At 63.0% G+C, this 24,881-nt stretch carries 21 protein-coding genes; 6 read left to right on the top strand and 15 right to left on the bottom strand.

The features are described from left to right. Positions 1-46 precede the first annotated feature (46 nt). The 4 genes from WFI16_RS14915 to WFI16_RS14930 all read right to left on the bottom strand — a co-directional run bounded on the left by WFI16_RS14915 (position 47) and on the right by WFI16_RS14930 (position 3,394). Entirely contained in the window at positions 47-289 is a 243-nt protein-coding gene (locus WFI16_RS14915) for a hypothetical protein (protein ID WP_419898614.1), read from the bottom strand. Positions 290-618: 329 nt separating this feature from the next. Beyond that, positions 619-810: a hypothetical protein gene (locus tag WFI16_RS14920; protein WP_419898615.1), complete on the bottom strand. Its 192-nt coding sequence runs from the start codon at positions 808-810 to the stop codon at positions 619-621. Between the two features lie 204 nt (positions 811-1,014). Next, the gene (locus WFI16_RS14925; protein ID WP_419898616.1) at positions 1,015-1,323 is read right to left on the bottom strand and encodes a hypothetical protein; all 309 of its coding nucleotides are present in this window, start codon (positions 1,321-1,323) and stop codon (positions 1,015-1,017) included. A 304-nt stretch (positions 1,324-1,627) separates the two neighbouring features. Continuing rightward, positions 1,628-3,394 carry a putative bifunctional diguanylate cyclase/phosphodiesterase gene (locus WFI16_RS14930; protein WP_419898617.1) on the bottom strand — a complete coding sequence of 589 codons (1,767 nt, stop codon included), beginning with the start codon at positions 3,392-3,394 and terminating at the stop codon, positions 1,628-1,630. 165 nt (positions 3,395-3,559) lie between these two features. On the opposite strand from WFI16_RS14930, the gene WFI16_RS14935 reads away from it, so the two are divergent. The 4 genes from WFI16_RS14935 (at position 3,560) to WFI16_RS14950 (ending at position 9,759) form a co-directional block, all read left to right on the top strand. Beyond that, a complete protein-coding gene (locus WFI16_RS14935; RefSeq protein ID WP_419898618.1) occupies positions 3,560-4,267 on the top strand; it encodes a response regulator transcription factor in 708 nt (235 codons plus the stop codon). A 179-nt stretch (positions 4,268-4,446) separates the two neighbouring features. Then, positions 4,447-6,558 (top strand): ATP-binding protein, encoded by a 2,112-nt coding sequence (locus tag WFI16_RS14940; RefSeq protein WP_419898619.1) that lies wholly within the window; start codon positions 4,447-4,449, stop codon positions 6,556-6,558. 121 nt (positions 6,559-6,679) lie between these two features. Then, positions 6,680-8,347, top strand: coding sequence for a methyl-accepting chemotaxis protein (locus WFI16_RS14945; protein ID WP_419898620.1), 1,668 nt, complete (start codon positions 6,680-6,682; stop codon positions 8,345-8,347). A gap of 1,088 nt (positions 8,348-9,435) precedes the next feature. Then, positions 9,436-9,759, top strand: a complete 324-nt coding sequence (locus WFI16_RS14950; RefSeq protein ID WP_419898621.1) for a helix-turn-helix domain-containing protein — start codon at positions 9,436-9,438, stop codon at positions 9,757-9,759. Between the two features lie 27 nt (positions 9,760-9,786). Here the strand turns inward: WFI16_RS14950 and WFI16_RS14955 are convergent, their stop codons facing one another. The 11 genes from WFI16_RS14955 to WFI16_RS15005 all read right to left on the bottom strand — a co-directional run bounded on the left by WFI16_RS14955 (position 9,787) and on the right by WFI16_RS15005 (position 22,881). Next, entirely contained in the window at positions 9,787-10,095 is a 309-nt protein-coding gene (locus WFI16_RS14955) for an IS66 family transposase (RefSeq protein ID WP_419898622.1), read from the bottom strand. A gap of 162 nt (positions 10,096-10,257) precedes the next feature. Next, positions 10,258-11,817 carry an IS66 family transposase gene (gene tnpC, locus WFI16_RS14960; RefSeq protein WP_419898623.1) on the bottom strand — a complete coding sequence of 520 codons (1,560 nt, stop codon included), beginning with the start codon at positions 11,815-11,817 and terminating at the stop codon, positions 10,258-10,260. A 46-nt stretch (positions 11,818-11,863) separates the two neighbouring features. Continuing rightward, a complete protein-coding gene (gene tnpB / locus WFI16_RS14965; protein ID WP_419898624.1) occupies positions 11,864-12,211 on the bottom strand; it encodes an IS66 family insertion sequence element accessory protein TnpB in 348 nt (115 codons plus the stop codon). Continuing rightward, positions 12,208-12,657 (bottom strand): IS66-like element accessory protein TnpA, encoded by a 450-nt coding sequence (gene tnpA, locus WFI16_RS14970; protein WP_419898625.1) that lies wholly within the window; start codon positions 12,655-12,657, stop codon positions 12,208-12,210. The genes tnpB and tnpA overlap by 4 nt, the downstream gene beginning before the upstream one ends. Before the next feature lie 1,317 nt (positions 12,658-13,974). Beyond that, positions 13,975-16,260 carry a TniQ family protein gene (locus WFI16_RS14975; RefSeq protein ID WP_419898626.1) on the bottom strand — a complete coding sequence of 762 codons (2,286 nt, stop codon included), beginning with the start codon at positions 16,258-16,260 and terminating at the stop codon, positions 13,975-13,977. Beyond that, positions 16,257-17,231: a TniB family NTP-binding protein gene (locus WFI16_RS14980; RefSeq protein ID WP_419898627.1), complete on the bottom strand. Its 975-nt coding sequence runs from the start codon at positions 17,229-17,231 to the stop codon at positions 16,257-16,259. Before WFI16_RS14980 ends, WFI16_RS14975 begins: the two co-directional genes overlap by 4 nt. Next, positions 17,231-19,360 (bottom strand): DDE-type integrase/transposase/recombinase, encoded by a 2,130-nt coding sequence (locus WFI16_RS14985; RefSeq protein WP_419898628.1) that lies wholly within the window; start codon positions 19,358-19,360, stop codon positions 17,231-17,233. Before WFI16_RS14985 ends, WFI16_RS14980 begins: the two co-directional genes overlap by 1 nt. Continuing rightward, a complete protein-coding gene (locus WFI16_RS14990; protein WP_419898629.1) occupies positions 19,360-19,887 on the bottom strand; it encodes a hypothetical protein in 528 nt (175 codons plus the stop codon). The genes WFI16_RS14985 and WFI16_RS14990 overlap by 1 nt, the downstream gene beginning before the upstream one ends. Positions 19,888-20,158: 271 nt before the next feature. Continuing rightward, complete coding sequence (locus WFI16_RS14995) at positions 20,159-20,953, bottom strand: hypothetical protein (RefSeq protein WP_419898630.1); 795 nt, start codon at positions 20,951-20,953, stop codon at positions 20,159-20,161. 349 nt (positions 20,954-21,302) lie between these two features. Further along, positions 21,303-22,325, bottom strand: a complete 1,023-nt coding sequence (locus tag WFI16_RS15000; RefSeq protein WP_419898631.1) for a nucleotidyl transferase AbiEii/AbiGii toxin family protein — start codon at positions 22,323-22,325, stop codon at positions 21,303-21,305. Between the two features lie 4 nt (positions 22,326-22,329). Continuing rightward, positions 22,330-22,881: a type IV toxin-antitoxin system AbiEi family antitoxin domain-containing protein gene (locus WFI16_RS15005; RefSeq protein WP_419898632.1), complete on the bottom strand. Its 552-nt coding sequence runs from the start codon at positions 22,879-22,881 to the stop codon at positions 22,330-22,332. 415 nt (positions 22,882-23,296) lie between these two features. Between WFI16_RS15005 and WFI16_RS15010 the strand changes: the two genes are divergently transcribed. Both WFI16_RS15010 and WFI16_RS15015 read left to right on the top strand, forming a co-directional pair. Beyond that, positions 23,297-23,605: a DUF6634 family protein gene (locus WFI16_RS15010; RefSeq protein ID WP_419898633.1), complete on the top strand. Its 309-nt coding sequence runs from the start codon at positions 23,297-23,299 to the stop codon at positions 23,603-23,605. Between the two features lie 582 nt (positions 23,606-24,187). Beyond that, positions 24,188-24,820 (top strand): hypothetical protein, encoded by a 633-nt coding sequence (locus WFI16_RS15015; protein ID WP_419898634.1) that lies wholly within the window; start codon positions 24,188-24,190, stop codon positions 24,818-24,820. Positions 24,821-24,881: the final 61 nt, after the last annotated feature.

Here is a 24,881-nt window from a genome sequence, read left to right on the forward strand (position 1 = left end):
GCGCTCTGCTCATCACCACCGGCCTCCTCCCGGCCAACAGGGTGAATCAGATTTCCAGCCGCCCGGGAATCCCCGTCCGAGTCAAACAGGTCGGATCATGCTCTAGGCGCCAATCCTTAGCGTGCTCCACCATCTCGGCAAAGGATATCCGGCACTCGCCCTTGGGCGCCCGCATCTTCCCACGGGAAAGGAGAGTGCTCAACCGGCCGTAGCTGGCGCGGTCCGTCGGCCAGGCCAGCCAAGCCGAGCCGTCGTCCAGCACCAGTCGGTCGCCGACCACGTAGGGCACTTTCTCCTAGCGTGCGGCGACGTGGCCGCGGACCACCCCTGCCAGGATACTGGTGTCGCAGATGCCAATCCAGGCATGCCCCAGCGCCTTGGCACTCAGGGCCAGCTCGGCCGGATGCGACGCTCCGTCAGCAAGGAGAAGTTGGAGCGGGCGCCGAGCTCCACGTAGCCAGAGGACATGGCGTCACGCGAGCTCCCCGTGGAGGAACCAGCGCGGCGCCGCTCCGTCCTCGCGCAACCGGCAGATCCACAGGCGGGGTCCTTCGGCCGTCTGGATCAGGTAGCAGTCCCGGGTAGGCCGGATCAAATCCTCGCCCCACCCCTCCGGTTTCAGACGCTCAGGCCCAGCGCTGCAAGGACTTGGTAGACGTAGCTCCTGCACCGCAGGCGGACCGGCGGTCCGTTTGGCATGCCTACGATAGCCGCCGGGTCGTGATAGCCGTCGCTGTTGAAGCTTTTCAGCACGGCTGCAAGCAGCGTAGGCCCACCGCCGAACAGCGCCTTGACGGCGGTGACGTGCACCGTCAGGCCTCACAGCTATTACCGGCCGACATCGGCCCGAGGCACATCACCCACGTGCCAGTCGCTTCAAGACAGCTACGTCACTGCCGGAGCCCTCGGTGGCGGCGATAAGGTCAGAGCAAAACAGCGTAAGCATCAGCGACCGGACCGGGAAAGGTCCTTAGAGAGTTTAACAGTCTCGCAGCGGAGGAAGGTGAACGCGAATCAGCAGTCGCCTACATTTGATACGTCGGTCAAGGCCGCATCGCGCAGTTCCATAATTGCTGCAGCTATACGTTCAGCGTCGTCAACATGTAGAGCGGCGGCAAGCAGATAAACGGCGCCATGCTGCCGTCCGTCGAATTCAGGGATGGCTGACAGGGTATCGTTAAGAGAATTCAGAATGCCAATGCAAACCTCCTTCCAGGCAGGCGGCACGTCTGTTTCCGGCGTAAGCCATCTCAGATGGCGTAGATAGGCGGCAGCAACGCCGAACCTCCAATCGCCGGGACGGCCAGCCATCATCGGGTACATCGTCAACGCTTCCCGTGCAGCGTCGAGAAGGTAAGACCTTTGGGTGGGCGCAAGCATAGTTGTGAGCCGTATCCGTTAATGTGAGGGATATGACAACTGTCTAGAAATAACCGGATGAACATCTCCTCAGGGGCGACGTCAGCACTCCGATTGCAATGCTTAATCTTTGATAATGGCGCGTCTCCATTAGTTACTGGATTGGTCCGCAAGGGATCGACGGCGTAGAAAGGCGTTGCAGCAGCCTGCATGCCGCCGGACAAGCTGCATCGCGAGTCAACCAAAAGTAGGCAAGTAATAACTCCATTCAGACTTTCTTAAACATTGAGGCGAGTTGCCCTGCGACAATTCCTGGAACCGGCTTTCCAAGGAGGAATCCTTGAGCTGCTTGGAACCCCGCTGAGCAAACAACGTCGAGTTGAGCTTCTTTCTCTATGCCTTCAGCGATAACTACGAGACCCAGCGACTGAACCGCAGCGGTCAAGCCACGAAAGAGCGTTAGTCTATCACTTGAAGCGCCATCATCGGGCAGCAACGAGCGGTCAAATTTCACTATGCTTACAGGTAGTGTGCAGAGGTTACCAAGTGACGAGAAGCCGCTCCCAAAATCGTCCAGCGCGCACCTGACTCCCACCCGCTGTAGTCCATCAATAAACCTCTTGGCACCCGGTCCTAATGCCACACTTTCGGTGAGTTCAACCACCAGTGCCGAACCCGGCAGCGAAAGCTCCGTCAACATCGCCTCGATTCGTTGAAGCAGGCGATCTTGTTCCATTTGACGCGCTGAAACATTGACGGCTACATAAAGTCCTCGGCGACCAGCGCCGTTCCAGCTTGCCAAGTATCGTAGAGCAGTCTCCATCACCCACTCGCCCAATATCCTTATGCTCCCGGTTTCTTCCGCGATGGGAATAAATTCATCTGGGCGAACGCTTCCGAGGGTAGGGGAGCACCACCGTGTCAATGCCTCAAATCCGAGGAGCGACTTCCCTCGTGGCTCGTAAATCGGCTGAAAGTGAAGGCTAAGCTCGTTAGATGCCATAGCTCCTGGCAGCGCTCGCTCAATCGCCAGCCGCCGCTCGGCAGCAGACCGCATCGATTGCCGAAACAATATGCTACGCCCACCTCCATCCGCCTTTGCATGCTGAAGAGCCACATATGCCGCCACTTCGGGCGGAGTCCCGTCATTTTCCGGTCCTGCGGACAGGCCAAGGCTCGGCACGATGACCCAGCGCTGCTGTTTTACCAACAAAGGCATTTCAAGCGAGCGTCGTATCGCTTCAGCTCGGTCGACGAATGCATCCGCAGACGGTGCAACTCCGGCCACGACGCCAAACTCATAGTCGCCAACTCGCGCAAGAAGCCAGTCAGGTTCGAGGAGAGCCGAGATCCGCTCTGCAATCAGACGCAGTACCGCATCGCCTACACCGCTGCCTGCTGCTGAGTTGACCAAGGAGAGGCGGTCGATAGCAATAAGGATAAGTCCAGCGCGCAATGGATCTACGTCAGAAAGACGCGCTTGATATGCAGCCCTGTTCGGTATGCCGGTTGAGGCATCTTCCGAAGCCAATGCATCTCGCTGACGCGTTACTTCCTGTAGCTCAAGGCGCCGCTGATCGTCTTCGATTGCTGATGCGCGGCGGTGACTTGCACGCTGTTGGGCACGTTGAACTACTTCGATCATCGCAGATAGAGTGAAGGGCTTGCGGATGAAGTCGAAAGCGCCAGCCCTCACGGCTGCGGCCGCGTCCTCGATGGTGGCATGGCCGGTCATTACTACCAGCTCAATCGCAGCTTGGGGGCATCGATCCGCAAGGAGGCGCCGGGCAAGTGCTAGCCCATCTCCTCCAGGCATCCTGACGTCGGTGACGACCACAAGGATCTCAGGATGAAGATCCAGGTATGCCTCCGCTGCAGTCGAGGAATTGACGATTGCGGATTTGAGGCCGCTGTCGCTCATGCCTAAGGCAAGTTCCTCTGCGAGCATAAGCTCATCGTCCACGATGAGAATGGAGGGTGCGCCACCATCGCCGCCAGCCTCATCGCCGCAGTTGTTCTCGTCCGAGGGTAGCATTTCATCCCTTCCACATAGCATGGAGACGAGCAGGGAGCACGCATCGCTGCTTTAACAGGGCCATGGATTCTGCCAGGGTATAGCGTTACGTAAAAATCCCAACTTGTCGCGATTTGTCGTTTACGCCAATCCACCCTCACCAATTCGGACCAGGAAACTCGTTGGATGTCTTCTAGGGCAAAGGATATAGACATATCGCATTCACGCATCCTCATTGCTGAGGATGATGTGGCTCTTGCAGATGAGCTTCGCATCGCGCTTGAGGACTATGGAATGTCGCCTCGGGTGGCCGTGACCTGGGACCAGCTATCGGCGCTCCTGAAGGCTGAACTCCCCGAGATCCTGCTTCTCGATCAGCGACTGGGAGAGATTGATGCAGTCACCAAAATACCATCAATAAAAGCGATGGGTGTTTTGAGGGTGATCGTCTTGACGGGCAATCATAGGGAAGTAGACAGGATAGTGGCCTTAGAAATAGGCGCGGATGACTTCCTTCTTAAGCCAATATCATGCCGGGAAGTAGTTGCTAGGATTAGAGCTCATTTGCGGAACTTGCATCCGGCAGAAGCAAAATTTGGTAATGGTTGGGTTTTTTCCTTGGACAGCCGTTCGCTGAAGCGGCCAGATGGAGGAGAGGTTATCCTTACTGCTGCAGAGTTTGACCTGCTTGCAGTCTTCGTCGCGCGTAGAGGCGAAGCCGTAGACCGGCGGGTGTTAACGCAGGAAGTACTAAGGAGGCCATGGCAACCTAACGATCGAGCACTCGACAATTTGGTGATGCGCCTTCGTCAGAAGTTTGGAAACGGAGGGGATCGTGCGATCCAATCGGTGCGGAACGCAGGATATTTATTTGCAGGGTTTCCTGAGAATTAACGCTAACCTTAACGACAAAACGCGAACTTAAACTACATCCAGCTTCCAGGGAGCGCGCGTATAAGTTGCGGCGGTTAGGTCGCGCACAGCCGAAGCCGCTCTGCCTCCCTGAGAAAGCTAAGCAAAATGATTCGCGGGCTTCGCACCACCAGAGACTGTCCGTTGCGGGCGCGCGCATAATGCCGATTCATCGACGCGGCGTGCTCGTCGCAATCGCTATATGGATAGGCTGCCTGCTACTCATCGCCGGTGGAAGCTGCCTGTACATCCAACGTGAGTTCCGAGATGCCGAGCATGAGGAGGAAGCAACTTTAGAGGCGGAAGTTGTCGCCGTAGAGCAAGCACTGCTGCGCGTAGCTGAGGAAGTTGACTGGCTGCATCGGTTGGCAGCGTCCCGACACGGACTTGAGGACAAGGGCAACTTCGGGGCGGCTCAGGCGCTGGCTGAGCAACTCGTGAGTGCAGCGAAGAAGGGCGCCTTTGGAGTTGCGCAGGTTGCGCTCATTGGAGCGAACGGCCACCTAGAGTGGTCAACTGTTCCCGGCTTTCAGCCTGTGGACCTTCGAGATCGGCTGCACTGGCGGGTGTTCGCGGAGCGCCAGATTCCCTACGACGAGACATTCATCACGGCGCCGGTGTTGGGTCGTGCCTCCAACCGCTCGACGATGCAATTTGCTCGCGCTCAACTGAATGATCGCGGGAGTCTGATTGGGGTCAGCGTCGTCTCACTAGACCCTCAGGTGGTTTCAGGAATCCTTGATTCCGTCGGGGGTCGCTCAGGCCACCTGGTGAGCGCACTTCGTATCCCAGGAGGGGCCATCTTGGGTCGCAGCAGGTCTGGCGATCCCACAGCTCTGCACCTGGCCAATTCAACGATGCGAGTCATCGGCACTTCGCTTGATAGGGGCGATCGACGCGCCTACCTGCGTCGCGACTACGATCCTGATGAGGGCATGACTATCAACGCGGTCCGCCCTGTACTCGGATCGTCAATGGCAGCCGTCGTTTCCACAAGTTCCAAGCGCATCAGAGGCGCGGTTCTCGATGAGCAGCTCCCAGCGATTCTCATGGTTGACACTGCTCTTGCCAGTTTGTCCCTCCTCGGGTGTTTTGCCCTTTGGATCGCGGCTGACCGCAGGCGGGTGCGGCAGGCGCTGGCGGAAGCCGCTCATGAGCAGAGGGCTATGGAGTTGGCCCTCGCGGATACCGAACGCCTCCTGCGTGGCCTCCCTGCTGCAGTTTACCGTGGTCACCTGGATGCATCAGGAAACCTAGAAATTAACTTTATCAGCAACAATGCTTGCAGAATTTCTGGGTGGAAAGACCTCACCGTGGTCACACCTTCCTGGCTGTGGCAGCACATGGAACCGGAAGCTCTACAGGCACAGAGCGACTTCAATAGGAAGCTGGCGATGCATGGTGAGGCCAAGCGAGAGTTCCAGTTTAGAAAGCAGAGTGGCGGCTGGCTTCTCATTCGGGACAGCGCACGGATAGAGCAACGTGGAGATGACGGTTCGGCGATAGTGATTGGCCAGCTCATCGATGTCACGGAAGAACGGCTTCTTCAGCAGCGGGCACAAGCTACCTCGCGGATGGCAGCCCTCGGCGAAATGGCCTCCGGATTGGCCCATGAAATTAATCAGCCGTTCGCCATTTCGTCGCTCGCGGCTGAAAACGTGGCTTTCTCACTTCGCCGCTTAGAAATGCCGCTGCCGGAATCCGTATTTTCCAGGCTGGCACGTATAGTTGCGCAAAGTGCCAGAGGGCAGGCAATCCTCGATCAGCTCAGAGCGTTTTGCAAGGATGATGATGGCGTATTTGAAGTCGTTAATCTTGCTGATGTTGTTGATAGCGCTCTTATACTTTATAGGCACACTTTACATTCTTCCGGAATCAGTCTTGACCTGAAGATTGACCCAGATGTGAAAGAAGTAATTGCAACGCCCGCTAAGCTGCAGCAAGTTTTGGTCAGTGTGTTGACCAACGCACGCGAGGCGATCTTGGAGAGAAATCCGGATGTGCGGCGAGTGCTTGTCACTCTTTCCGAAGAGGATGAAGGGCCGGTACTAACGATTGCAGATTCGGGAGGCGGTATAAAGCCCGAAGTACAAAGTCGTATGTTCGAACCGTTCTTCACAACAAAAGGCGATGGCCAAGGCCGCGGCTTGGGTCTGTCAGTTTGCCGTAGTGTGCTGATGGCGATCGGCGGCCGAATCGAGGCCTACAATAATGATGAAGGCGGGGCTTCTTTTTCATTCCATTTCAAAAGAGCTCAGCAATCCGTCAGTTGAGGACAAGCGGCTCTAGCATCTGCTTGCCTCATCAAAGGCCGAATGCCGCCTAGGTCCTGAGCTTCGCTAGTGCAAATTGCCACGTCGGCCGCAACTTGCGGCTCACACAAGGAGTCTGAGAATGTTTTCAAGCATTCGCGGTAAGCTTATCGTCGGATTTGGAGTATTTCTCCTCTTCTTTTTTGTTAATACTGGGCTCTCGCTCATGCAAATGAGGTGGATTGGTGAGTCGACCGACGAGCTTCGGGATCGCTGGATGACTGCGATTTCGGCTATTGGCGACGTCAAAGTGGCGGTTAGTCGTGAGCGCACGCGCGTCTCGCGAGTTATCGGGATTGCCGAGCCTGAGGCGCATGCCAAGGCCATGGCGGATCTCTTGGCCATGTCCAACATCGTCGACCGAAGCATTGAGCATTACCGCAAGAGCGCTCCAGATGAAGAAGGTCGGCGTCGGTTTGCCGAGTTCCTAGAGGGGTATCGCGCCTATCGACAGGACGTAAACAGTCTTGTCGAACGACCCGGTGACGCTGCCCTGATGCATACCCTTAATGGTTCGTCAGCACAGGATTTCACGCGTCTTATCGATTCCCTGGAGGACGCCTCTCGCCTGGTAGTTCTCGGGGCAGACCGCGCGAGCTCGGACGCTGATGCCGTGTTTCACAGAGCTATCCTTATCAACGCGGCTGCAGCGTTGATGGCGATTTTGGTCGTCGGCGCCACAATTGCCTGGCTGACGCGGGACGTCGCAGGAGGCATTCGTGGACTTGCAAGCCTTATGCTGAGGCTTGCGCAACGTGATTACGAGTTCGACCTTCCGCAGGCCCAGCGTCGCGACGAGGTCGGCGCAATGGCTCAGGCTATCGCGAGTTGCAGGAGTGGCCTGCGGGAGGCAGACGATTTGGCTGCCCGACAAGCTGCAGAAACAGAGGCAAAGCTTGAGAGGGGCAGGCGGACCGATGCCCTCGTGACAAGCTTTGACTCGGATGCCGCCAGTATCCTTGGACTTGTCGCGCACGCAGCTAACGACTTGAAGCTGACATCTGAGCAGATGTCCACCATTGCCCACGATGGCATATTGCGGGCGACGTCTGTTGCCGCTGCCTCCGAGGAAGCGAGCACCAACGTGCAAACGGTTGCAGCTTCTGCCGAAGAACTAGCTGCTTCGATAGCGGAGGTCACGCGCCAAGTTGTCCATTGTGCGGAAGTAACTGGACGTGCGTCGCGGGCTGCGCGAGATACCAGCGCCGTTGTAGAAGTGTTGGCGACGAGTAGTCAAAAGATCGGGGATGTCGTTCTCCTGATTAGCGACATTGCAAAGCAGACCAACCTACTGGCGCTGAATGCCACAATCGAAGCTGCTCGTGCTGGCGAAGCTGGTCGAGGTTTTGCTGTGGTTGCGAATGAAGTAAAGGCGTTGGCCCAACAGACTGCCGCCGCGACCGAACAGATTGGTGCGCAGATTACCTGTATGCAAAATGATACTGAGCGAGCCGTGGTAGTCATCTCGGAGATTGTGCGGACTATTGATGAGATTGACGACATCAGTAATCAACTTGCGGCAGCAGCAGAGGAGCAGTCAGCTGCAACCCGCGAGATTGGGAGAGCCGTGGGGGAAGCAGCAGCCGGAGCGCAGGAGGCGGCACGCCATACCGCGGGCGTAACTGGTGACGCCGAGCGTACCGGCACTGTTGCAAGCGACGTCCGTGGTGCGTCGGAAAGTTTGGCGCGCCAAGCAGAAATCCTCCGCGCACGGGTGGACAATTTTTTGAGCAATATCAAGGCAGCCTAGATCCAATACAATTTCACCGCTCGCCGCTGCGCCGCTTCAGCATCAACCCCCAAGATGTTGAGGCGCTCAGTGGTCCGAGGCCGTGATTGCAGTCCCTGGCGATTGTCATCGGTCAGCTTTGACAGCGCCAATTGGCTCAAGGTGCTGCCAGCCTGATCAAAGGTGCTGGTGGCGCCCTAGATTTCCTGTCGTGCTGCTCTGGCGTGGCTCTGCATGCGGCCGGTCTAGAGGGCCTAGTGCCAGGGCTGCCGAATAAGACCATCGTGGCCTGGGTGCAGGTTGCCCGTCGTGCCGGTCGCCTGGTGCTGCACAACCAGGCGAAGATGTAGCGCTACAGGGGCTGACGGTGGAGCTGGAGGTGCTGGCCAATTGGCTGGGGACCGTGGCCCGAGAGGTGAAGCCTATGGTGTGGCGCCTGCGCGAGATCCTGCTCGCCTCGTCACCGCGGTTGGTCCACTAGACGAGGCCTGCCGGTGCTCGATCTCTGACGTGGCAACGTGAAGACGGGGTAGCCCTAGGCGCTTACTTGGGACGGCCGCGCTCGCGGCGGCTAGGATCGTTCACCTCTGGTACTCCATTACGTGTCTCGCCACGGGCAGCGTACTGGGGCGTTGCGGGCAAGGGATCATGGCATCGTCCTACGAGCTCGATAGCTGCCTTCAAGAATGTGGCTTAAGATACGATGCTGGTTTCCTGCCGGGCACATTTCCGGCTTAAGGTGTTCGCCCTCGCTAAAATCGCTTCATCACTGGTGGTCCAGCCAGTGCCCAGCATCGCCTGACCGTTCGAGGCTGAGTGTAGGTGAACCGAGCCATAGCCGCTGACCGACTGCCACACCCGTAGGGCGTGTCACTCCGCTGATCACCTGTCTCGATGCGCGGATGCCGAAAGCGACGAGCAGACTGTCGAGCCGCAACGATCTGGCAGGAGCACCGGATTAGGCGCTCCGGATGCCCGCGCCGGTAGATTTCTTAGGCGGAGATCAGCACTTGAAGGCCTGCTCTGCAACGCTGGTTGGCGTGCTCTCCGAAAGCTGCTCACCCTGAGCGACTCTTGAGAGGATGGATTGTTCCTCGCATAATATGTCCATGACCACTCCTATCCAGGGTTCTAACCTCACATTGACGGGCCCGCAGTTGCGAGCGGCTAGGGCTCTCCTAGGCTGGACTCAGCACCAGCTACATGTTGCTAGCGACATTCCCGAGCGCACGATTGCCAGGCTAGAACGAGGCACGGCTTCTCCTCATAGAGCGACTCTCATCGCTATCCGGGCGGCTCTCGACCTAGCCGGTGTCGAGTTAATTTCGGAAAATGGGGGAGGCGCTGGGGTTCGTCTCCGCAGCCGTAGTGGCGACGCAGAGCCTAGCCTTAGTAAGAGCGGCGACGTCGAGGTGGGCTCTAGCAGTGCCTGAATGGGTTCCCACCACAATGCAAGTTATTCAGGACAGGGCATAGTGGACGGCGTCAGCCGTGGGACTGCGGCCAGGCAGGCGCGCCAACTGCTGCGCGAACCGGGCGAACAGGTCATTCACGAGAGCAGCGCTCCGGCTCGCGTGCGCCGTCAGGCGCTGCGGTGGTGACTGGCCGCGGATCTCCGCTTCGATAGCGTAGAGGGCAGCGATGCGCCGCAGGATTTCCTCGGCGATCGGGGCCGCCTTGCTCTGCGCGAGGTCGTAGTACCGGCGGCGGACATGGCTCCAGCAGGAGGCGAGGAGCGGCGGGTCCGCGTTCGCCGCGGGCGGCAGCATGCTTTTTGGGCGGCGTAGCCGTCGCATTGCAGGGTGCCGCGATAGCCCACGCCAAGCGGATCGGTGCCGCCCAGGGCCAGTCATCGCGCGCGATCGCCCAGAAGTGGCCCCGCCTGGTCCGCCGTAAGCGTTGCTCCGAGACCCATGGCAGCGTTGTAGCGGTCAGCGTGGGCTGGTCGTGGCCCAGCACCACGGCATGAGCTCATCGATGCGGGCCTTTGGCCATCGGTTGACGAGGCGGGTCAGCAGATCGGTGAGGTAGCGCTGGGGGTCGACGGCGTTGAGCTTGCAGGTCTCGATCAACGAGGCGATGGCGGCCCAGTTCTCTCCGCCTTCGTCTGAGCCTGCGAACAGCGCGTTCTTGCGGCTGAGGGCGATGGGACGGATGGCGCGCTCGACCGGGTTGGTGTCGAGGTCGACGCGGCCGTCCTCGAGGAACCGCAGCAGGCCCTCTCGCTGGTTGAGGGCATAGCGGATGGCGTCAGCCGTGAGGCTGCGGCCAGGCAGGCGCGCCAGCTGCTGCGCGAACCAGGCGAACAGGTCATGGACGAGAGCGGCGCTCCGGCTGGCGCGCGCCGTCAGGCGCTGCGACGGTGGCTGGCCGCGGATCTCCGCTTCGATGGCGTAGAGGGCAGCGATGCGCCGCAGGCTTTCCTCGGCAATCGGGGCCGCCTTGCTCTGCGCGAGGTCGTAGAACCGGCGTCGTACATGGCTCCAGCAGGTGGCGAGGAGCGCCGGGCCCGCATTCGCCGCGGGCGGCAGCAGGCTCTTATAGGCGGCATAGCCGTCGCATTGCAGGATGCCGCGATAGTCGCCCAGCAGGGCCCTGGCATGCTCGCGGCCGCGGCCCGGGGCATAGCGATAGACCACGCCAGGCGGATCGGTGCCGCCCCAGGGTCGGTCATCGCGCGCGATCGCCCAGAAGTAGCCCTGCCTGGTCTGCCCGCGCCCCGGATCCAGCACCGGCACCACGGTCTCATCGGCGTAGAGCCGCGCCGAGCCCAGCAGGATTTCGCGCAGCCGCCGCACCACCGGCGCGATCTCGGCGCTGGCCTGGCCGACCCAGGCCGTCAGGGTGGAACGGTCGAGCAGCACGCCCTGCCGGGCGATGATCTGCGCCTGCCGATAGAGCGGCAGGTGGTCGGCGTAGCGCGCCACCAGGGCATGCGCGACCGTCGCCTCGGTCGGCAACCCGCCCTCGACCAGGCGGGGCGGCGCCGGGGCCTGCAGCACGACGCCGTCGCAGGCGCGGCAGGCATATTTGGGGCGGCGGGTGACGAGCACCCGGAACTGCGCCGGGATGACGTCGAGGCGCTCGGCGGCATCCTCGCCGATCCGCACCAGCCTGGCCTGGCAGCAGGGGCAGGCTTGCTGTTCGGGTTCGAGCAGCACCTCGACCCGCGGCAGGTGGGCAGGCAGGGCGCCGCGGCTGGCCCGGCGCCTGGCGATGCGCGCCTGCCGGAGCGTGTCGCTGTTCCGTTCGGCCTCCGCCTCATCCCGGGCGATCGCCGTCTCGATGTCGGCCAGGGCAAGTTGGAGCTGGTCCTCCGGGAGGCGCTCGGACTTGCGGCCAAACTGCAGGCGCTGGAGTTTGAGCAGCAGGTGCCGCAGCCGGTCGTTCTGCGCCTCGAGCCCATCGCGCTCGGCCATGACGCCGACCAGCATCGCGCGCAGCAGCGCCGGATCATCAGGGAGCGCTGCGATGTCGAGCGCGGCGGGCATAAGGGAATCCTCGCCCGCCCCACCGCGTCGCGCCAAGCCGAAATTGCTATCCCGCGACCTCCGGCCGCGCCGTCCAGGCGGGCATGCGCCAGTCGATGCCTTCCAGCAGCATCGACAGTTGGGCAGGCGTCAGCGAGATCGCGCCACCGCGTGCCTGCGGCCAGACAAACTTTCCGCGCTCCAGCCGCTTGGCATAGAGCACGAGCCCCTGGCCATCCCAGAACAACAGCTTGACCAGATGGCCGCGGCGGCCGCGAAAGGCGAACACATGGCCGCTGAACGGATCCCGCCCCAGCACTTCCTGCACCAGCCGCGCGAGCCCGTCGAACCCACGCCGCATGTCGGTCGGGCCTGCCGCCAGCCAGACCCGCACCCCGGCAGGCGGTGCGATCATGCCTCCAGCGCCAGAGCCAGGCGGGCCAGGACGGCCGGATCCGTGGCCGGGCTCACCCGCAGCACCCGCCCGTTGCGCAGCACGATCTCGATGGGCGGGGCGCCACCATCGGCAGCCTTGCCGGAAGACTCGGCCGCCTCGGCGACTTCGGGGCCCATCAGCCGCACCGGCAGCAGCCGTGGCACCGCACCACCCGGCCCGCGCGCCTCAGCCCGCGCATCACGCCGCCAGCGGTGCAGCAGGCTGGAGCAGACACCATGGCGACGCGACACGCCCTGCACCGACGCACCCGGGCGCAGCGTCTCCGCCACCAGCCGGACCTTCTCCTCCGGCGTGTAGCTCCGACGGCCTTCGCCGCGCGTCACGATCTCGATCCGCTCTGCCCTGAGGCTAGCTCGAGTGTCAGCACCAGTGCTGGCTCCAGTGCCAGCCTCATCCATCGACATCGCATCACCTCGACCTGATGAGGTGCTACGTCACGAGATCGGCCCCCTCAGGCAAGGTGGGCCGCGGAGCAACGCTTACTTGGAGCCGGACGACAGCCGAAACGGTCATGTCGGTGCGGGTCGTCTCCTCTCCTCAACCAGCGGGACCTTCTGCTAGGCACTTTAGCGCGCCCGGCGCTCCCGGCCGGGGATCATTTCGACACGCTCGAAAGGCTTGGACATAGGCCCACACTTAGGCGGAAGCCTAGGCCCTCGCGGTCGCGCCGGATGTCCGGGCAAAATGGGGCGAGCTTCACCGGGTGATGTATTGAGCAATGCACCTTCCAGCCGTTGCAACGGCATCCAGCGGTCCAGTCTCGGAATCAGTACGGCCGATAGACATGGTTGAGCCGCGCCCCTCCAGAGGAATGTCACAAGACCAGAACGCTTAGAAAGACAGGTTTACATAGGTGCACTTTATAGCTTGTCTCCCGCTCAGCCTAAATCGGTGCACCCAATGCGCATGGCAACGCTGCTCTTGCTGGCGACATACCCTCATCAGTGCGCCGTTCTTCGCCGCAAGGTGTCGGGCAACGTTTCAGTTCTTGAGCCGGAACGTGTTGCCTCGCTGACAGCACTAGAGGTAAGATCATCACGGACTCGGCATAACCGGTTTCATCAACTGATGAGGAGAAGGTTTGCGCCATGGCTCTGATTTACCGGTCTCTTTTCCGCCGACGTGTCTTGGTGGTGGAGGACAGTTTCTTTCTCGCCAGCCACATCGCAGATATCTTGGAGGACGTCGGTGCCTCAATAGTCGGACCTGTTCCCACTGAGGAGCAGGCGCTTGAGGTGGCTCAGTCCATGGATCTCAATGCAGCGGTATTTAACAGTATCATTTGTGGAAAACGATCAGATCGGTTGGGTGAAAGTCTTAGAACTCGTGGTATTTCGAGTTTGGTGCTTAATCTTACAGGGCGAGACGACGCTGACCCGCTTCTGCGCGATCATGCTGTTCTCCAGTGGCCTTTTGACTCGGGCGTTCTGGTCGAAATGGTCTCAGCGTTGGTGACTCGGCCTACTCCGGGAACCCCAAGGCACCCGCTGAACTGTTTGCATGCACGATGAGGACGCGCAGCTTGCTATCCCCGCTCCAGTAGCCGATGCAAAGGAGGGGTTCGAAAACACTGGCGCACGCACCGGAAGCTCGCCTGCTAACCCGCTGCCATCCGACAAATGATACCATGCCGATGATGGCCTGTGCCCGAAAATCTGGCAGCCGTGGAGGCTTGAGGGCGGTTCATGAAGCTAAGCGTTTGGACTGCGTGGAAGTTGACATCAACTTGGTTCCCCACGTGGTAGCCAGCGCTGCGCGGCGGCAAGCTGTTCATCCTCGATCACACCGTGGGCGTCGGCGCCAAGGTAGATGGTTTCCAGATAGCTGCCGCCATCGGGCAGGATGTCCCGTGCTGACGTCCATGGGAGCAGGACAAAGGAATGGTCTTCAACCAGTGCCAGGGCGAGCATCGCCGTCCGGGCACCTTCAAGCTGCGCGCGAGCGTGTCTGCTGAAGCGGAAAGCATACTTGGAGCTGTAACGCTGGCGTCGACCTGCCAGAACCTGCAAGTAGATTCCGCGCCCGGCATCCGTAAAACCGTTCCACGATCGCTGCAGGTCGGCGCCCAGTTCTGATGCCACCGCTTCAGCTACCTCGCGGGCGAGGCCGAACGCGGCGGAGGCGGAAGCGGCACGACCTGCCGACTTTCGATTGCGCAGGCTGTCCAGCACCGCGGAGGTGATGTCGACCCGGCGGTAGAGCTTGCTGATCGAAGCCGAGGGCAGGGGAAGGTGGCCGTGGAACTTCAGTCGATCCGCCGCCCACCGCCCCGACGTTCCGGCCTGCCTTCCGACTTCCGAACTTGCGATGTACTCCGCCACGAAGGACGTGAGGGCATCATCGGTAATTCTCGTCCCTCGTTCGAAAGGTGAGGTTGAGGTTGTGGCCTTGAGAAAGCCCTCGGCGGCCCACGCCCTGACGCTTTCGATGTCCATCTTCAAGCGCTGCGCCGCCTCCAAGAGCGTCATGGTGGCCCGCGGGGGTGTCAGGGCAGCCTCCACCTCGCCGCTGTCGAATAAGAGGGCGTTGATGCCCTTCCGCTTGGGAGCAGTGCCCCGAGGGACAACTTGGCCGGAGAGGATGGCCTGGATGAGGGTCGATGCGTTGCGGCGCCCGGCCATGGCACCTGCAAAAGAGACCAGCCGGGCACCTTGCCCAACTGGCGCGACCGCATCTAGGGCCCGGCGGACCAACTCTTCCACCTCGTGCCGCAGGAGGAGGCGCTGGTGAGTGACGCGCTCGTCTGGCGGCAGAGAGGTCAGCACCCCGTCCTCGAGCAGCTGCCGCAGGGTGGAGCTGCCGACGCCGAGGAGCGCCTCGGCCTCATGCTTCATCAGGGTGCTCTGCTTCCTCTGTCCAAGTGCGTGCACAAGGTCCGCCCGGAAGAGCAGGGGAGACACGGCATCGGAAGGCGGCACCAGATGCAGGTTCTCGCGTTCAGCGAGTTCCGCCATCTTCTGCGGTGCGACGCCAAGGTACTCGGCGGCGTCGGTAGCGGTCATATGGCGATCTCGGAGCGCACTGGCCGAATTGGCACGCCGGAGCGCCGCAGGAGTTTCCCTCAGGTCGGCCTGACTAGCGAGGTAGCCGGAGAAGGCGTCGTTGAAGGCTGTCGCCCAAGGCTCGGCTCTCACGTCATAGAGCCACCGGTGGAGGCCGCCGAACTCTCGTCGCATACCGAAGCGCCACCCTCGTCCACCCGCGCCCTCGCGGATCGCGTCCAGCGTACGATGCAGGCCGTGGGGCCAGTCCCCAAGAGCCTCCCAGCCTTTGGCCATGGCATCATGGGCCAACACACCCTGCGATCGCAGGAAGGAGTCGTGGCGACCCATTTTCGAAATGCCGATCGCGAAGCCGCCGATGGCAAGGGCGACTTCCGCTGCGCGTCCCACGCCGAGCTCGCAGCCGGGCAGCGTCGCCGTTGGGCCTCGGCGGTAGAGCGTATCGAGGCCGGTGATGTACGCTGGGACCGGCAGGCTGGCCTCGCCTGACCATGCGGAGAGGTCGTGGCGGCAGCCCACGTTGCCGCAGCGATCCAGTCGCTTCCCTTTCCATCTGACGAGGCGCTTGCAGCCCCCACATCTGGTCTGGAGGGGAAGCCCGTGCACGGGGCAGTGCTGCACGGCCAAAATGTCCCAGAACGAGCGATGATGGGCAGAGATGCTCAGGCAATGCGGGCACCCCCTACGAAGGCTGAGGCCGAGCTGCCGGGGACGGAACTGATGACCCCCCACCGTCGCCGAGTTAGGCGACGCGCCCCAAGAGGACATCGTCTCCAGGGTCGCATAATCCACCCCTAACAAGGCGGCGAGACCCTCGGCTGTCGCTGCGGGCGGACGCTCACCGGCGACTGCTGGCAAGAGCTGCCTGTCAAAGCCAAGGCGCCGAACGACCAGCATTGGGTCGGTGAAGCTGTAGCGTGCAGCGTTTCTGGTGATGAGTGACGCCAAGGATTCGTCTTCCAAGGGCGTGCACGGGTTAGGCAGGGAATAGGGACCTTTGCTCACCGCGGGCCATCCTCCGCAAGAGCAAAGCACTCGCCATACTTCTCGACCGAGGCCGCGAGATCTTCGACTCTGAACGGATTGAACTTCAGGCTCGACCAGCTCAGCCGCTTGCTCTCCACCGCCTCCGCCAGCACTTCCGTGGTGAGGCAGGAGTTCCTCCTGTCGCGGGCCAGCTGTCGTGCCTCGGTCAGCAGGTTTACCAGCAGACCCACCCGGCCGCCGCTGGAGATGAGGAGGCGGGCAGCGGTATCGGCGGCGTGCAGCTTGGACGGCGCGCCCATCTTCAGCCCCCGTTCGAGGTCCTGAAGGATGATGCAGAAGGTGGCGAAGCTCACCCGGTCGCTCATCCGGTAAGCCTCCAGGGGCGTGGAGGGGACCAGACGGCCGCCCAGGAAAGGGTTTTCCCTGAGGATGCTGGCGAACCGGCTGTAGCCGATGAGCACCATCGGGCGCCTCGTCTGGTCGAGGATGTGCGTCAACCAATGGGAGCCGTTCTCGCGCACCGACCGCGTCATCGAGCTCGTCAGGTGGTGCACCTCGTCGAAGATCACCATCTCGTAGCCGCCGTCCACGATCATGGAGATGACATCGTCGGTCTGGGTGGTGTCGTGCTTGCCAGCAGAGGGCGCCGGGTGGCCGAGTGCTCTGAGCGTGTGGCTGGGGATCGTGTTCAGGCGGGTGCCCGGCAGTAGTTGGACGTAGAGGTACTTCAGCGGGCGGCGCTCCACCGGCGCGTCGCCGCGGTCACTGATGTCGGAGCGCAGGCAGCGGCGCAGGTACTCCTTGACCAGCAAGGTCTTGCCGCAACGGGCCGGACCGAGGACCGCGACCCCGCAGCCGTTGCTCGCCGTGCAGGGGTTCGCCATGAGGTGGTCCAAGGCCACGAACATGGCGTTGGTCTCGAGCGTGTCCACGAACACGCGGCTCAGGGAATCCTCAGGAAGGTCACTGATGTCCAGGAAGTCGCGCATCACTCGCTCTCCTCGTTGCGGCGGCGGGCGCCAAGCCCGTGCATCCGCCGAAGTTCATCCATGTCCTGCTCCACCGGCGGCTGCGGCTGCACGGCCTCGTCCGGTGGACTGGTCGGCTCGGCGGCCGGGCCTAAGGCGGCATCGAACTGGTCCTGCGGGTCCGGATGCTGCTGCGGGTTCGCCATGCGCCAGTCGCGCTCCGCGGTTTCCCTGGCCTGGCGCAGAATGCGCTGCCGCGCCGCCTCCGCCCCCACCCGGTCGCGGGCGAGCTTGCTGTCGGCCCTGCGGCGCAGTTCTGCGGCGGCCGCTTCATACGCGGCATCCCAATGGGTGTCGTCGTCGCCGAACCTGTCAGGGTTGAAGTCCCGCATGCTCCTGGCGAGCTGGTACTCTTCCAAGGTCCGCCCCTTCACGAGGGGCAGGTGCTCCTTGCACAGCGTGGCCGTGTGCCAGACCTCGCGGGCGGCGTCCGTGACGCGGGAGTCGAGGAACTTGATGGTGGTCAGGTCTGACGGGTCTCGACGGACCAGTACCTCGCGGTCACCCTTCGACTTCGCCAGCATCTCCATCATCAGGCCGTCGGCGGTGAGGTACCGCAACTTGTCAACCTGAATGCCTCCTTTCCTGACCATGCGGCCAACCGAGAGGGAAGTGGCGACCTCGATGTCCTCCCGCGTCAGCGGCGGCCGCTGCTCGAAGGATTCGATGCTGCGCTTCCAAAGGCGGCGCGGCGTGTCGTCGATGCCCCGGTGCCTGCGCCCGAGGTAGTCGTTCACCAGCCAGTGGAGGAGCTTCTCCCAAACCTCGTCCAACGTCGCCACAGCGAGAAGTTCCGGCGCCACGTCGCCATCGTGACGCTCAAGGATGCTCGAGTAGGTGGTGCCCGGTGTCGTGTGGAAGACCTCGCGGGTGGCGGTGCCGATGGCGCGCTCCACCGTGCCCTTCATCCACGCTTTGAGCAGCGGCATGGTCTCGTGCCTCATGCCCAGCCGTGCTACGCCAGCCTTGAACGCCTTGGAGTTGTAGTGCTTCCCTTGGTCGACGTGGATCGCCTCTCCCCGGCCGTGCCCCTCCCAGGCTTCCTCCAGCCGGTCCCGCGCTCCGGGGAAACAGTCCTTAGGGAGCATCGCCAGCCGCACCGCCTCTAGGGCGGTCTCGGTGTCCGGAGGCGAGAAGGACAGCACGAAAGACATGATCATGCGGGTGTGCCGGTCAATGACCAGCGTCAGCCAAGGGCGCCCGATGACGGTCTTACCGTCCTCGCTGAGGCAGATGATGTCTGCGCGGGTGTCATCGATTTCCCACACCTCGTTGGCGTGGGTGGTCAGCCAGTCGCCCTGCACAAGCCTGAATTGCTCGCGTGCCGCCTGCGCACCTTGGCGGCAGTAGGCGCGCGTGAAAGCGCAGATGGTGCGTTCGTGGCGCAGCACAGCGTCGTAACTAGGCGGCTGAATACGGAGATCGGGTGCCCTGCCCTTGTTCAGAGCCTTGATGAGCTTGCAGATCTCCCGGTGCAAGCCAGCAACCTTGGTGCCGTTGAGGACTAGGTAGAACTCGTCCGTGGCCTGCCACATGACGTCCCGGACGGTCCAGCTAAGGCGATGCTCGTAGTTGCCGCGGTGCTCGACCTGCGGGACTACGGCGTCGATCTTCTCGCCGCCGTAGCGCCACTTGCGAATCAGCTGAACCAGGCGGCTGCCCGACATCGCCTTCGGCTCCCACCTCCGCTCCGCATCCGCCCGCGCCTTCCGACGCTCGTGGACGCGCTTGCACAGAGGCTCGAGGCTCTCGTGCGTGCGCGGCACCGATCGGTCCTTCGCCCACTCGAGGATGTACTCGTTGGCCCGCTCCGCCATGAACTTGTCGCGCTCGCAGGCGCTCTCGAACGTCACGCGTGCACGCTGGGCCACCTCGCCGTTGCCGCGTGACGCCACGGAAGGTGCGCTCCAGTCCCGCAACCGGTTGTCCGCGCGGGCTTTCACGAAGTCCTCGTGCGCAAGCGTGCACGGGACGCCGTTGTCGTCCTCGAAGACGTAGGTCTGACCGAGGTCGCGTGCCCTCTTGCGGAAGGTGATGACCTGGCCCGAGAGGAGGAACTTCTGGCCGGGAATGATGGCGAAGGAGGGCATCAGACGTCGCCCCCCTTCGGCAGGAGGCTGACCGATGAGGCGTCCAGCCCATCCTTGCTGACGTCGAGCCGCAGCCGCCGCCGCATGCCGAGGACGCACGCCGCTGCAACCAGCTCGCCGCCGTCTGCCGCCGACCTACGCAACTGACCGAGGGTCGTGCTGCCACCGTGCGTGGCCAGCACCTCGCGCAGCCGCGCGACGCAAGCACTCGTCGTCGCCACACCGGCAAAACGGACCATCATTCGGGCAACGGCAGTCTTGGGGGCGCTGGCGAGGGCCTCTTCGCTCATCGCGGTGAGGTAGAAGCCTTGCGCAGTCAGAGCCTCGTCAAGGAGCCGCTCGAACCTCACGGATTCGCGGTCGTCTCGATCTTTCTCATAGAAGACGTCGACGGCGACCCTGCGCCCGCTCTCGCCGGTGAAGCCGAGGGCAGGCCAGTACTCGAAGGGTTCGCCCCAACCGACCCTGAGGGTTACGGGGAAAGCCCAGGGCTGGAAGTCGACGACGCTGTGCGTCACCTCCATCAAGTTGACAAGGAAGCCCTGCGCCCTCGTGGTCCAAGCGACAATGCGACCGAGCTTCTCGCTCGGCGCCCGCGCCGCCGAGCTCCTGTGGGCGCACCGGCGGATGAAAGCGGGGTGAGCCTCTTGCGGCTCGGCGGCCCCCGCACTCGCGGGGGTGTCAGGATGCGGCATTCGCGTGACCTTTCGGCAGGCACGGTGTCTGTGAAGGCTCGAAGCGAGGCGGACGAACCACCCGGGGGTCCGGGTATTCGCGCGTGCCGAGTGCTCTGGTTGCTCATTGGAAATCCTGTCCTTCCGAGGCGCCGTAGCCACCTGAGGTGGCGTGCTGGTGAATGGTCCGCACCGTTGAATGGTCCCCGATGGGGGACGAGGCGATGTTCAGGGCGAACGCCCCTTGGGCCACTATTGCGAGCAGGTGAGGGCGAGGGGCGCCAGTCGCTTGCGCCAGTTCGCCAAGCGTGCTGACGCCGCTGCGCAAGACACCGAGTGCGGCGTCCACCTGCTCCGGGACAAGCTTGTAGTCGGCGAGGCGCCAGATTCGGTTGGCGTTCGATGCCCTGGGCTCCCGTCGGCTCCAGTCCGGTCGAACGATGCGGTAGGTGATGCCGACTTCCGCAAGGCTGTTGCTCAATGATTCCAGGCGAGCGGCGGCTTCATTCCCTAGTTTCCGGTCGCCCTTGCACTCCCAGAGCTCGACGTCGCCCTGGGTGGTCTCGACGGCTACATCCGGGTACGCGGTGCACCCGCGCCCATCGTGGCCGAACTGGATTGCCACCGCCTGCGGACGGAACGCTCGGACCCGTTCAAGCACATCAGCCAGCAGCAGTACCCACGCCTCCGCCTTCGAATCAGCAGCGAAACAGCGCTTCATCTTGTTGCTGGGAAACTGGTTGACGATGGCCCGGTGCGAAACGCTGGCGGTGCGGCGAGCAAAGCCTTCCGTCGCGATGGCCTGCCGCACCATCGACTTCGCCTCGGCGGCCGACGTGCGGCCGCCCAACAGGTCAAGGGTCCTGGCGATGCGACTGGCTTTGGTCTGGCCCGTGCAGTCGTCGACATGCTCGAACATGCGTCCTCCTCGTCGCCCGCGGGCGGGCAAGCGCTGCAATCAGATGACTAGGTCGACGGCCTGGAACGCGGACATGCGGTCGGCCGCGATGCGACGAGCATGCCCGGTTCCAGTGGAATCGACCTAGAACAAGCGGACGGACACCAGGCCGCACAGGCGGCCCGGTGTCAGTTGCTTGATATTAGACGGAGGAGGAGGAGGGACGACGCGCGGGTCGCCGAGCCAGTGCCCGGCGGGGTCTCGACGGGGGTGTCGGCCGGTTGCGTCATGGGCGGGCTTCTCCCATGCGATCGCCGTTCTGGGAAGAGGCAATCGGTTACGCCTGCGCTCTTATTTTGGTGATCGCGCATCATGCTGCCCGTCCCGGATTGGAATGAGGGTTCGCCGTTCTTCTTGCGCCACATCCGAAGACGAAGCCCTGGTGGCGCGGCAGCTTGATGGACGCCAGGTTGGGCAAAGATGGCTGGTTCGGGCTCGTCACCAGGCAATCCCCATCCGCCGGAGCCCAGCCGGACACGTGGGACCAGCGGCCCGTCGGAAGACTCCCCGCTCGTAGCTGGGCAAGCATAGGAAGCAGGAATTCGGAGACCTGGCGAACGGCGTCTGCAAGTGAGGGCAGGTGGGGAGGATCGGCGGCGGTGGCGGCCAGTTGCTCCCAGGCCACCAGTTCCCGCCGACACAGTCGCCGGGTGTCCAGCGCGCCTTCCCAGTAGCTGTCCCGCCTGGCCAACATTCGTTCGGCGTCTCGGCCGCGAAACACGGTCTGGATGGTTGCGGCCAGCATCGGCGCGTCGAAGTGGGCGCTCCTCTGGATGGCCCACAGGTCGAGAATGTCCTGCACGCGGGTATGGTCGGCGCCGTAGGTCACGAGCAGGGCAGCCTTCTCGGCGATGAGCCATTCCTTCGTCATACAAGGAACCGCATGCTCCGCTGCACCAAGGAAAGGCGTCCGTAGCCACTCGACGTGCCTCGCATCGCCGACATCGTGCGCGATGCTGACGCGGACCGGTGCCCACCTTTCACCACACCGCACTCGTACGTCCGCCAAAGTCCGCGCCGTCCAACCATCACCGGCGACGCGCACCCCCGCCTCACCCACATCGATGTCGGGGCTCTTCATCCTCAGCAGAGCCCGCCTCGCCATGGTGGCCGCCTCGGCGGCAGGGACCAGGGCAGCGAGGTCGATGCCCGACGTCTGGCGCGGCATCTGGTTGAACCAGAACTGGAAGCACCAGGCCCCTCTGAGGGCGAAGGCATCCCGCGGGGCCGATAGCGCTAGCCCCTCCAGGATTGATTCGAGCGTGCGGAGGCTCCTCGCTTGCGCGGGCTGAGCTCGCTCTACGATGCCGATCTGAGGTCTGCGGACCAGCACGGGCCTAGCTCCTGAGCAGCATCACCAGCATGGCGATGCTCTCCATGACGGCCGCTGGCGCACCCACGTCGGCCGCCACTGTCGCAAGCACGTCGAGGTCTCCGCCCGTCTCCGCGTACCGGCGCGCCGCTTCGACGGCTGGCCCCAGGCTTCGAAGGTGGCGGCCATACCGGACCAGGTCGACGACCGTTCGGGCCGGGTCGGTCCAGCGCACCCTCGCTCCCAGCACGTCATACTCCGTGATGCCCACGGTGAAAGCGCCTGGGTAGCTCCATCGGATCCAGCGGTGATCGCCTTCGAAAACCCGGACGGCGTTGGCGCCCTGGGGCAGCGCAAGCCATGCGACCGGAGGCGGTTCCCGGAGCAGGCCGCAAGTGTAAGCGGCTGTGGTCAGACACAGCACCGCCCTGGGCGCCCGGCGGCATGTGTCCGCCACTCGAAGCTCCGTCAGGCGGCCAGTGACCGCAACGCGGTTCGGTTCCTGCGGCTCGAAGCCCGGTGGAACCAGCGGCGGCCCATCGAGCAGCCGTAAAACGTCGTCGTCGCACTCCAGCACGAGCCCCTCCCCATCGATCCGGCAATCTGGCGAGGCAAGGGTCTCCAGACAAAAGCTCTAGAGTCGAGTCATTTATGTAGAGCTTTTGTCTGTTCCGACGAGGATGGGACGAGAGTGCGGCCTGCACTCGGGGCGCTCGGTTTGGGTTGGCGCCGCGAGAAGTTCGATGGTGTGCAAAAAGCGCAGATATTTTCGGAAGAAGAATGATTTTGGCGCCCTGGCGCGGCGGCCAATACTCGCCGCCGTGACACGTCCATGCTCGGGGCAGCGAGGAGCACCGGATTGATGGCGCAGCGGGTGGCGTGGACCGCGTCACCAAGGGTAGCAGCGGGCGCCCCGAGCAAGCTCGCAACGATGGCAGCATCTACGAAGCGCAGAGGACCTGAACGAGATGATTGAGCTACATCGTGGAGGCATGGACGTCGGTCCGAGCCTCATCTTCGAGGCGGGGCGCCTCGAGCGCCTGGCCGCCGACTTGCGGCAAATGGCGGTCGGCGAGTTCCCCTGTCCAAGCGACCTTGTTGCCGCCCCGGTGATCGCCCGGTGGACCTGGGCGGTACGTCCCATGATGTCCCTCGAAGGATTCACGTCAGGGCACCCCCGGCTGGGCAACACAACGGTCCGCACCACCGAGGTCTGGGCCATCGACCTCGAGGCAGGCTGGGCCAGGACGCTCTCGAGGCTTTACGTCCTGGGGGATGCCCACCGTTATGTCGGACAATGAGCGGTTCGAGGGCCCGCTGGACGACGTTGGCGCCACAGCGATCGCAGAAGGCCAGCGATATGGGCGGTTCGCCATCTTACGCGATGTCGACGGAAGCTGGCAGGCGCTTTCCGTCACAGCCGTCATGGCAGCCTGCGAGACCGACAGCGGAACTGTGCTCCTGCTGCCCGGTGGGCGCTTGCTCCAGACTCCGCGCCCGCTCCTCGAGGTGTTGTCGTGGCTGGATCCGGGATGAGCCAAAGAGCAGCCACATCAGGCATCTCGAACCGGCATGAGGGAGGTGCCGCGTCACCCCCGCTCTGTGACGTCAGCCGCAGAAAATTGCGGTCCTCACACAAATGACGATCGACAATGGCCGCTAAGGGCGTCATAAGCCGCGCCACCATGAAGCTGAAGCAGTCCCTCTCGATATCATCCTGACGAACGGCACCCATCCCGGGTGCTCATCGTCTGTGTTGGTCGTGCGAGAGGGCTTTCTCGTTCCATAGTTGGCAGGCAGCAGCCGTAGCAGGCTGGTCATGCTGGCGGAACGAGGCGCGCACCTCGCACGGAGCATTCGCCCGTGTAGCGAGGGGACGCACAATGCGCTTCACTTCCCATCTTCCCGAAGAATCCTTCCCGCTGGCGACCGAAGCGCTTGCGCGGATGAACGAGCCCGGCCTGCTGGGCGACGTCGGCCGCAGCATCAATCATGGGGTCGTGACCTGGGTCTCCCTGAAGCCGGACGCGGCGCTCGCCGTCGAACGCCTGCAGACGGCGCCCAAGCACTTCCTGCTGTCCATCGTGGCCGGGTTGGAGCCGTTCGGCAGCGCCTGGGTCGAGTACACCGACAGCACCGGCACCCGCCGCGGCTTCCTGGGCGGCGCCTACGACGACGGCAGCATCTGGGTACGGCTCATCCGCAGCGAGGGTGGGGCGCCTGCCTATTGCAAGCCCGTCTCGCTGCTGAGGCGCGGCGGCGCGTTTCAGGTGACCACCGACTGGCACACGGTCCTGGCCGGGAACTGGCATCCGGATGCAGCGGCCGATGAGCGCTGGCTGCTGTGGGCCGAGCAGAACATCCAGCTCGAACTCGTCGACCCCGCGCTCACCGTCGAGCGGAGCTTCGAGATGCTCGACGGCATCAGCATCCTCGACCTCGTCGTGCTGGCCTCGGCCATGTCGCGCCGTGGCAGGAGGCCGCTGGCAGCGGCCGACTTCCCCGACGTGACCTGACCCTCCGGCCGGGCACGCGCCCGGCCGCACCTGACCCATTCCATACCTTCCGCAACGCGCC

Origin of the sequence: Roseomonas sp. USHLN139 (genome assembly GCF_037145735.1) — a bacterium.
Lineage (GTDB): Bacteria > Pseudomonadota > Alphaproteobacteria > Acetobacterales > Acetobacteraceae > Pseudoroseomonas.